9 protein-coding genes and 1 tRNA gene are annotated in these 9176 nt (G+C 69.4%); 5 read left to right on the top strand and 5 right to left on the bottom strand.

From position 1 onward, the window contains the following. The first annotated feature begins 204 nt into the window (after positions 1-204). From BGP03_RS22450 to BGP03_RS22440, 3 genes are read left to right on the top strand one after another with little or no spacing between them, the layout of a single operon-like run. A complete protein-coding gene (locus BGP03_RS22450; RefSeq protein ID WP_298798901.1) occupies positions 205-1437 on the top strand; it encodes a site-specific integrase in 1233 nt (410 codons plus the stop codon). Then, positions 1434-2420: a tyrosine-type recombinase/integrase gene (locus BGP03_RS22445; RefSeq protein ID WP_298798903.1), complete on the top strand. Its 987-nt coding sequence runs from the start codon at positions 1434-1436 to the stop codon at positions 2418-2420. The genes BGP03_RS22450 and BGP03_RS22445 overlap by 4 nt, the downstream gene beginning before the upstream one ends. 7 nt (positions 2421-2427) lie before the next feature. Then, positions 2428-3414 carry a tyrosine-type recombinase/integrase gene (locus tag BGP03_RS22440; protein ID WP_299737364.1) on the top strand — a complete coding sequence of 329 codons (987 nt, stop codon included), beginning with the start codon at positions 2428-2430 and terminating at the stop codon, positions 3412-3414. A 32-nt stretch (positions 3415-3446) separates the two neighbouring features. Here BGP03_RS22440 and BGP03_RS22435 read toward each other — a convergent pair whose 3' ends face one another. Then, complete coding sequence (locus BGP03_RS22435) at positions 3447-4232, bottom strand: reverse transcriptase domain-containing protein (RefSeq protein ID WP_298798907.1); 786 nt, start codon at positions 4230-4232, stop codon at positions 3447-3449. A 689-nt stretch (positions 4233-4921) separates the two neighbouring features. Between BGP03_RS22435 and BGP03_RS22430 the strand changes: the two genes are divergently transcribed. After that, complete coding sequence (locus tag BGP03_RS22430; RefSeq protein WP_298798909.1) at positions 4922-5467, top strand: helix-turn-helix domain-containing protein; 546 nt, start codon at positions 4922-4924, stop codon at positions 5465-5467. Positions 5468-5592: 125 nt separating this feature from the next. Continuing rightward, on the top strand, positions 5593-6789 hold the full coding sequence (locus BGP03_RS22425) for a tyrosine-type recombinase/integrase (protein ID WP_298798911.1): 1197 nt from the start codon (positions 5593-5595) through the stop codon (positions 6787-6789). 116 nt (positions 6790-6905) lie between these two features. Here BGP03_RS22425 and BGP03_RS22420 read toward each other — a convergent pair. The 4 genes from BGP03_RS22420 to BGP03_RS22405 form a co-directional block, all read right to left on the bottom strand. Beyond that, a tRNA-Val gene (locus tag BGP03_RS22420) sits at positions 6906-6977 on the bottom strand. A gap of 49 nt (positions 6978-7026) precedes the next feature. Continuing rightward, the gene (locus BGP03_RS22415; protein WP_298798913.1) at positions 7027-7524 is read right to left on the bottom strand and encodes a TIGR02611 family protein; all 498 of its coding nucleotides are present in this window, start codon (positions 7522-7524) and stop codon (positions 7027-7029) included. 36 nt (positions 7525-7560) lie between these two features. Continuing rightward, positions 7561-8397, bottom strand: a complete 837-nt coding sequence (locus tag BGP03_RS22410; RefSeq protein ID WP_296366879.1) for an anti-sigma factor — start codon at positions 8395-8397, stop codon at positions 7561-7563. Continuing rightward, positions 8394-9062, bottom strand: coding sequence for a sigma-70 family RNA polymerase sigma factor (locus tag BGP03_RS22405; RefSeq protein WP_296366877.1), 669 nt, complete (start codon positions 9060-9062; stop codon positions 8394-8396). The genes BGP03_RS22410 and BGP03_RS22405 overlap by 4 nt, the downstream gene beginning before the upstream one ends. Positions 9063-9176: the final 114 nt, after the last annotated feature.

The following is a 9176-nucleotide window of genomic DNA, read 5'->3' as shown; positions in this document are numbered from 1 at the left end:
AACCTGATCAACTACCGGCTCCGGTCGCTACTGCACTGCGGGGCACTCGCACTCTAAATCCGGAAGAGCCGGTTATGCGCAGCGTCCGGCGGTTGCCGCTGGTGGGGACGGTCGTGACGACCGAACGCTGCGCATAATCCCGTCTGGACTCTGAGCACGTGGCTCGGCACGGTGCCGGGCCTTCGTGACTGGAGGTCAACCGTCATGGCGGCTGTTTCCGAACTGGTGTCCGGGCTGAATGCCGAGCTGGTGCGTCTGGGCTACAGGCCCTCGACGATGGTCTGGTACCGGGGGTGCTGGCGCCGCCTGGAAGCGTTCTTCGCGTCCCGTGGCGTCCAGGAGTTCTCGCTGGACGTGGCGATGGCCTGGGTCGACCAGGCGTCCGGCGGCTTCTTCGATAAGGAGCAGGCCGGCACGCTGAAGCCGACCGACGTGTACCTGTTCCGCGTCGCGGCGATGCTCGACGACTTCGCCATCCACGGCGCGGTGCTGCGCCGCTATTCCCGGACCGTGGACAAGCTGAGCGCCGAGCAGGCCGACACGCTGGCCCGGTTCAAGGCGTGGCTGCAGGGGTCCGCTTGCGCCGTATCGACCGTGCGGGCGTATGCCACGGTGGCCAGCGAGTTCCTCGCGTTCACCGACACGAGGGGCGGACTGGCCAGCCTGGGCGTCGGGAGCATCGACGCGTTCGTGGCCACCCTGGCCGGCTACCAGGCCAAGACGGTGGAGCACAAACTGTGTGCCCTACGGTCGTTCCTGCGGTTCGCCGTCGGCGACGGGCTGGTCGAGGCCACGGTGCTGGAGGCGGTGCCTGCGGCGAAGTCGACCCGGCAGGCCAGGATCCCGTCGGTATGGGACCCGGCCGACGTGACCAAGATCCTGCAGGCGGTCGACCGGGGCAACCCGTGCGGCAAACGCGACTACGCGATCATCCTGCTGATCACCCGGCTCGGGCTGCGCGGCGTCGACGTCAAACGGCTGCGGTTCGCCGATCTCGATTGGCCCGACAACCGGCTGTCGGTGGTGCAGGCCAAGACCGGCCGCCGGGTGCAGCTGCCGCTGCTCAAGGACGTCGGCTGGGCGATCATCGACTACATCCGGCACGGCCGCCCGCAAGCCGACTGCCCGCAGGTGTTCATCCGGCACACCGCCCCGATAGGCCCGTTCTCCGACCAGGATCACCTGCACCAGATCCTGGCCAAGCACGCCCGGGTGGCGCATGTTCGGCTGGGTGAGGAACGCCGCCACGGCATGCACTCGCTGCGACACACGCTGGCGACCCGCCTGCTGGAAGCCGGCACACCGGTCGAGCAGATCGCCGAGATCCTCGGCCACCAGCGGGCCGCGTCCACGGGCGTCTACCTGAAATCGTCGCTGCGCCTGTTGGCCGCCTGCGCCCTGGACCCGGACGCGCCGGCATCGGGAGCGCGACGATGAGCGCCGGCGTCACGCTGTCCGAGGCGATCACCGCCCTGGTGGCCGAGAAACGCGCGGTCGGCTACAAATACGACGCCGAGGCGCGGGTGCTGGCCCGGTTCGAGGCGTTTCACCGCAGCGAGTTCCCGGGGTTGGACACGCTCACCGAGACGTCGGTGCAGGCGTGGATCACCGCGGCCCGGGCTCGGAACGTGCGACCCGCGACCCTGCAGGGCCTGGCCGCGCCGGTGCGGGAGCTGGCCCGCTGGCTGGGGCGGCGAGGCGCGCCGGCCTACCTGCTGCCCCGCTCCGCGCTGCCCCGGCCCGCCCGGTATGTCCCGCACATCTACACCGACACCGAACTGGCGGCGCTGTTCACGCAGACCGAGCGTTGCCACTACTGCTCGCAGGTTCCGCTACGCCACCTGGTCATGCCGGTGCTGTTCCGCACGATCTACGCCTGCGGGCTGCGCTGCTCGGAGGCCCGCATGCTGCGCCTCGCCGACGTCGACATCGACATCGGGGTGCTGCAGATCCGCGACGCGAAAGGCGGCACAGACCGGCAGGTGCCCGTCACCGAACCGCTGCGCGCCAGGCTCGCCAGCTACCACGCCCAGACCACCGGTCGGACGGGCCGGCGGGAGTGGTTCTTCCCCGGCAGCAAGCCGGGCGAGCCGCTCACGCTGGGCAACGTCGACAAGAACTTCCGCCGGTTCCTCTGGCAGGCGCGGATCTCCCACGGCGGCCGAGGACACGGCCCCAGGGTGCATGACCTGAGGCACACGTTCGCGGTCAACAACCTGCGATCCTGGTTCGCCGAGGGCCGCGACGTCGGCGCGTTGCTGCCGGTGCTGCAGACCTACATGGGTCACTCATCCATCGCCGACACCGGCTATTACCTGCACCTGACCGCCGAGTCCTACCCGGACATCACCGCCCGGGTGCAGCAGATCATCGGTGACGTCGTCCCACCCGTCACGGCAGGGCCCCGTGATGGCCACTGACTTCGCGGTGTCCCTGCGCCGGTTCCTTACCGGCCACCTGGCCGGGTTGCGCGGCTGTTCACCGAACACGATCGTCTCCTACCGTGACGCTTTCAAACTGTTGATCTGCTACTTCCGCGACGAACGGTCCGTCCCGCCCGAACGTCTCACCCTCGAGCTGATCGACGCCGCCGCGATCACCGGGTTCCTGGCCTGGCTACGGGCCAGCCGGGGAAACAGTCCGTCGACCTGCAACCAGCGGCTGGCCGCGATCGACTCGTTCTTCTCCTGGATGCAGTCGCAGGACCCGGCCCGCATGGCGTGCTGCCAGGACATCCTCGCGATCCCTGCCAGCAAGCACGACCAGCCGGGCGTGGCCCACCTGAGCGTCGCCCAGACCCGCGCACTGTTCGCCCTGCCCGATCGGTCCACCCGGGCCGGCCGCCGAGACGCGACCCTGCTCGCCACCCTCTACAACACCGCGGCCAGGGTTCAAGAACTCGCCGATCTGACCGTCCGCGACATCCGCCTGGATCACCCCGCGATGGCCGCCCTGACCGGCAAGGGCCGCAAGAGCCGTCACGTTCCGATCGACGCCAACACGGCGGCACTGCTGGCCGCCTACCTCGCCGAACGGCATCTCGACGGCCCGGGCCACGAGCACCATCCGGTGTTCTTCAACCAGCACCGCGTCAAACTCAGCCGCGGCGGCATCGCCTGGATCCTTCGCAAATACCAGGACCGAGCAGCCGATCCGGCGCTCATCAGCGCCCACCTGAGCCCACACGTTCTGCGGCACAGTCGGGCCATGCACCTCTACGACAGTGGCGTTCCGCTGCCCTACATCCGTGACATCCTCGGCCACACCGACCTGTCCACCACCGAGATCTACGCGCGCGCCTCCACCGAGGCCAAACGCAAGGCACTCGAAGCCGTCTACGCCGACGTCGTCACCGCCGATCTGGCCGAATGGAACCAGGACCCCGAACTGCTCAACTGGCTCGCCAGCCTCTGACCGCGCCCGGGATTATGCGCAGCGTTCGGTCGTCACGACCGTCCCCACCAGCGGCGCAGCCGGACGCTGCGCATAACCCAGCACTGCTCATAGGGGTCGTTATGCACAGCTGCGCATAAGCCGCCCTGCGGGGTGCCGGTGACCGGCCGACGGACCCGACCGTCCTGCATCACACCGGCGCGCAACATCACGCGCAAGAGTTGCAGCACGCCCTGGTCACAGACGCGTTCCTCGACCGCGCGCATCAACTTGTCGTGCGGAATCGCCCCGAAACAGTCGGCGATGTCCGTCTCCACCACCCACCGCCTGCCCCGCCAGGACTCATCGATCAAGACCTGCAGGGCGTCGTGCGCCGAGCGTTTCGGGCGGAACCCGAAACTGCACGGCAGAAAGTCGGCCTCGAAGATCGGCTCGAGCACGATCTTCAGCGCCGCCTGCACGATGCGGTCACGGACCGAAGGGATCGACAACGGACGCTGCTCGACCATGCCGGGCTTCGGGATGAGCACCCGCCGCGCCGGCAACGGCCGCCACCGTCCCTCCCTCAAGTCCTGGGCCAGCTCGTCGAGGAGCCGGTCCACGCCGTGCTCCTCGACATCAGCCAGGGTGATCCTGTCGATACCCGGGGCGCCGTTGTTCCGGCGCACCGCGACCCACGCCCGCCACAGGACATCTCTGCGATAGACCTTGTCCCGCAACGCGTGAAACCGTCGTCCCGAATCAGCCTTGGCCGACCGGTAGAGCGCATGCTGCAAGGCACGGACCGGATCCATTCTCGCGGATCCCGCCATGGTGGAACTAGCCGTATCGACACTCACCAGGCCCCTCCCTCCAGAACTGCGCATGAACGAAGCAGCGGCCCTTCCCTCCCCGGCGGTTATGTTGTCCGCACGGCTCGATCAGTACTCCGACCGCCTCCGACTCCCTCCCAGCACCCGATCCACTTCCCGGCTCCACACCGGTTATAAGAAGGGCTGTCCACGCCAATCGCAGGGCGCTTCGGCCGGGGAGGGCCTCTCCAGTTCCCGCCGCCACCGTCTCAACGTTCCGCGCCCTCTTACGCCGGGGAGTCCTTCGCGGCTGCGCTTCCAGGCTCTTCACCGCTTCCGTGGCCTTCGCCGTGAACCGCTCGGCTCGGCTCTCCCTCAATGTCTAACGACGCGGCAGGCTTCGCTTCCGCTACGGACCGCTGATTCGCTTCCCCCACAGGGCTTTCGACGCTGGGCTTCGGCCCGACCCGTTTCCAGACCAGACCGCCAGCCTGCTACCGGGCCTCCTGGCAGCTACCCGGACCGGACTCACACCGGCAGGCGACGACGAGCTTCAGACCACGACACGACCGCTGGACGATCACCTCCTGATCACTGGACGCACCGGCTGTCGTATTAGGTTGCCACCGCTGTTGGAGCCGAAGTCGGCGTGTGTCCCGTCAGGGCCTGTTCGGCGGAGTTCAGGGATGTCGTATGCGCACGGCGTCGACGAACCTGCATCGCCGAAGGGGTAAACCATGAACGACTCCGACCACCCTGGCCGTCCCCGACGTACGGAACCCGGCCACCGAACACGCCTCACCGACGTCGCTGCGGCCGATACCCATGATCGCTTCGGGCCGACGAACCGACGGTCTGCGATCACCGCCGCCGTCACAGCCAGCCACGTCCGTGCCACGGACGCCGATTCGAGCACTTCTCCTGGGCCGCTGCGTGATGAGCTCGACAACCCCGGCGGTCCACACCACGCCAGCGATGAACGGACGCCCAGCAACCCGTCGGCGGCCGAACCGCCACCGGCTCTGTTCACCCCGGCCCAAGCGGCGCAGCTGCTGCAGGTGCGGGAGTCGTGGTTGCGCCGGCGCGCCGCCCAACGGCGGATTCCGTGCACGTTCCTGGGCAAGCATCTGCGCTTCTCCCCCGCCGACCTCAACCAGATCATCACCGATGCCGCACGCCCCACCACCGATCGCCAACAAACCCCGCAACCCGGCACGCGCAGCCCGTCGCCCCCGCGGATGACCAGTCGGACTCTGACAGCGCGGCGACGACCCACTCGCTGACCCGGCCGGTCTTCGGCCGCCTGAACACAGATGGGTTGATCTTCTCCGCGTACAGAGCGTGGATGTGGTCGTGCCGCTGATGGCGGCACGGCCACATCCACGAGCGCACCCGAAGGAGCACACCGATGGCCTGGGTAGAGAAACACCGCGACGGCTACCGCGTCCGCTACCGGCTCAACGAGGCACTGCTCACCGAGAACGGCTACACCACCCGTACCGCGGCCGAGGACCGCGCCGCCGACATCGAATCCGACCAACGCCGCGGCCGGTTCGTCGACCCCCGCCTGGCGCAGACCTCGATCGACGAATGGATCCGTTCCTGGAACGAGGCGCACTACGTCACCGCCACCACGCGGGCGACCTACGACTCCCACATCCGCAACCACATCCTGCCCCGCTGGTCGGGCACCGCGTTGGGTGACATCCAGCGGATCGCGGTCAAGGGCTGGGTGAACAACCAGCTCCGCCGAGCGCTCAGCGACAAGAGCTGCCAGGACATCCTGGTGCTGTTCTCCATGATCCTCGGCGAGGCCGTCGACGAAGGGCTCATCGGCGCCAACCCCTGCCGCAAGCTGCGCATCACCTTCGCCGAACCCACCGAACGCCCGCACGCCACCGCCGACGAGGTCGTCGTCATCTCCGCACGTATGCCCGCAGGCCCCGGGCTGATGGTCCTCACCGCCGCCTACACCGGGCTGCGCTGGGGTGAGCTCGCCGGGCTGCAGTGGACACGGGTCCATCTCGACGACCCGAACCCGCGTATCGAGGTCGACGCCGGCGACGGTGCGCTGCACGAGCTGGGTGGCCGTCTCGAGCTCGGGCCGCCCAAGAGCGCAGCCAGCGCCCGGACCGTGCACCTGCCGCCGTTCCTGGCCAACCTACTGGTCGATCACCGCGGCACCCATCAGTCCGGCATCGGACAGTGCGATCCGGACAGCGTGTTCGTGTTCACCGGCGTCCACGGCGGGCTGCACCGGCGGGCGAACTTCCGGCAGCGCTTCTGGCAGCCCGCCCTGACCGGGCACCGCGACCGCGGGTGGGCCGCGATCCAGCGGGAGATGCACTTTCACGACCTGCGCCACACGCACGAGACGTGGCTGGTCGAGGACCAGGTTCCCCGTGTCCTGCGGTTGCAGCGCCTCGGGCACAAGCGCAAGGACATCGACGACTTCTACTCGCACGTCACCCCCGCCATGCGGGCGCGGATGCTCGCCGGGTTGCAGCAACGGTGGGACGGCAGCGGCGGGCAGGGCGCGGCCCAGGTCCTCGACGCCCAGAACCTCGACACCGGGCCGGTCGATGCGGGGCCGGATGCCGCGTGAACACTTCGGACCGCAGAGGTGTTCAGACGGGTCTGCTCCCCGATTGCTCCCCCAGACGACAAACGGCCCGCCGATGAAGATCATCGACAGGCCGTCTGACCTGGCATAACACACTGTGGGCGATACTGGGATCGAACCAGTGACCTCTTCGGTGTGAACGAAGCGCTCTCCCCCTGAGCTAATCGCCCGAGCCGTGGAGAACTCTAACACCCACCTGGCCCAAGGTCGGTCAGGGGGTCAGGCCGGCATCAGGCCGCGGAGGGGCGACCGGAGCCACGCCCACTCGAGCCCGAGGCAGCCCCCCACGACCGCGAACGCCCCGACGAGCCATCCGCACGTCACGATCACCAGCAGGACGGCCAGCGATACCCCAGCCCGTACGAGGTGGTTCTGGCGAGCCGGCCAGGCGACCCACGCGTCGTAGCGGCGGCGGACGAAGCGCAGCGCCTTCCGGGCCGCCGTGAACTCGGTAGCGAGGATGCCCAGACCGACGAAAATGATCGCCCAGCCCGGCCCCGGCGCGGGCAGCGCGATGATGCCCACGACGACGACCACGAACCCGCGCAGCCCGACGACGACCTTGAACACCACGTCCAGCGTCCGGTTGCGGGCGACGGAGGACCGGAACCCGCGGTAGCCGGCGGCGATCCGCCGACCCCGAGCCCGGACGCGCTCGACCGTTCCCGAGCGCCGCACCACCACGTCCGGCTTGGTCGTCCGCCCACTCGCGACCACGGCCCGACCCCTATCGAAACGGACGATCCGGTCAGATCAGGCCTCGACCTGCCCCTTCGCGACGACCGTGGTGGGCTTGGCGGGCGCCGTCTTCCCGGGCTCGATGGAGATGGCGTAGTCGGTGAACCCGTCGGAACCGTTCACGTCGCCGACGGTGTGCACGCCCTTGTCGCCGGACTCCACGTCGAACGGGCCGAGCGGTGCGGGGGCCGCACCGGCGCGCAGACCCCACAGCACGTAGGTGTTGTTCTTCGAGTTGGCCGGCAGGCTCACGACGTAGACCTGACGCTTGCCGTCGACGACGACCACGGCCGCCGTGGTGGCCCCGGTCGTGGCGTCGGCGAGCATCGCGTGCCGCACGCCGGGCTTGTCGAGCTGCCCCATGAGGTCGGCGATGCTCTGCGCCTGGGCGGTGAGCGTCTCACTCTGCTGCTCCAACTGGGTGGTGCGCACGGCGAGACCGCCGACCGCCAGCACCCCGATGAGAGCAACGGACGCGGCGACGAGCCTGCGCCGGGTGAGCCACGAACCCCGCGAGCGGGGCGGCGTGGCGGGTGGAGTCGGCTCGTCGAGGCGGTGCCGGGACTGCGGAAGGGGCGCGGGCGCGGCCCGACGGCTCGTCGACGAGACCTGTGGGGTGTCGCCCGCGGCGGACAGGATCGCCTCGCGCAGCGACGCCGGCGGCTCGACCTGCTCCACCGCCGCACCGAGCGACGACAGCACGGCGTCGGCCTCCCGGACGGCCACCTGACAGGTGGCGCACTGCGGCACGTGCAGGAGGACGGCCATCTCCTCGTCGGGCTCGAGGGCGTGGAGCGCCCAGCCGACGGCCTGCTCGGTGAGCGGGCAGGGCTGGTTGCGGGGAGTCGTCATCGTGCGCCGCCCATGAAGTCGGTGGCGAACTCACCGAGAAGCGGACCCAGGACGCTGCGCAGGCGCTGCACCCCGGTGAACATCCGGGACTTGACGGTGCCCAGGGGCACACCGGTGAGGGCCGCGACCTCCCGCTGGGTATAGCCGCCGTAGTACGCCAACGCGAGGGCCTGGCGCTGCTCGACGGGCAGTCCACCGAGTGCGTCACGCACCTGACCTGCGACGACCCTGCCGAGGGCGGCCTGGTCGGCACCGGGGCCCGGCGGGGCCGACCACTCGTCGCCGTCCTCGGCCGCCGGCACCGTGCGTCGACGGATGGCGCTCTCGCGTCGCACCGCGTCGACGGACTTGTGGTGGACCAGCGTCAGCAGCCACGTGCCGAACGACCCGCGCGCGGAGTCGTAGCGGGAGGGATCACGCCAGAAGGCGAGGAACACCTCCTGGACGACGTCCTCGGCGATGCCGTCGTCGGCACAGATGCGCCGGGCGAGGGAGTAGGCCGGACGGCCGTAGCGGTCGTAGAGACCGCCGAGGGCCGACTGGTCGCCGTTGACGATCCGGCTGACGAGTGCCTCGTCCGCCGGATCCTGAGCTCGACCGTTGACCCGAGACGTGGCCCGGCCGCGCCGCTCGGGCACATCGGGGGTCTCGGCAACCTCAGCCACCAGTGGGATCCTCACGTCCTGTCTTCGCCATTGCGGCGCGACCGGTTCAGATTAGTCCTTCCTGCTCCGTGCGACCTGGCACACACGCTTCCGACGTGCATCGGACAGGGGGAC

The organism is Pseudonocardia sp. 73-21, assembly GCF_001899645.1.
Lineage (GTDB): Bacteria > Actinomycetota > Actinomycetes > Mycobacteriales > Pseudonocardiaceae > Pseudonocardia.
This window is presented reverse-complemented; position numbering and strand designations above follow the sequence as displayed.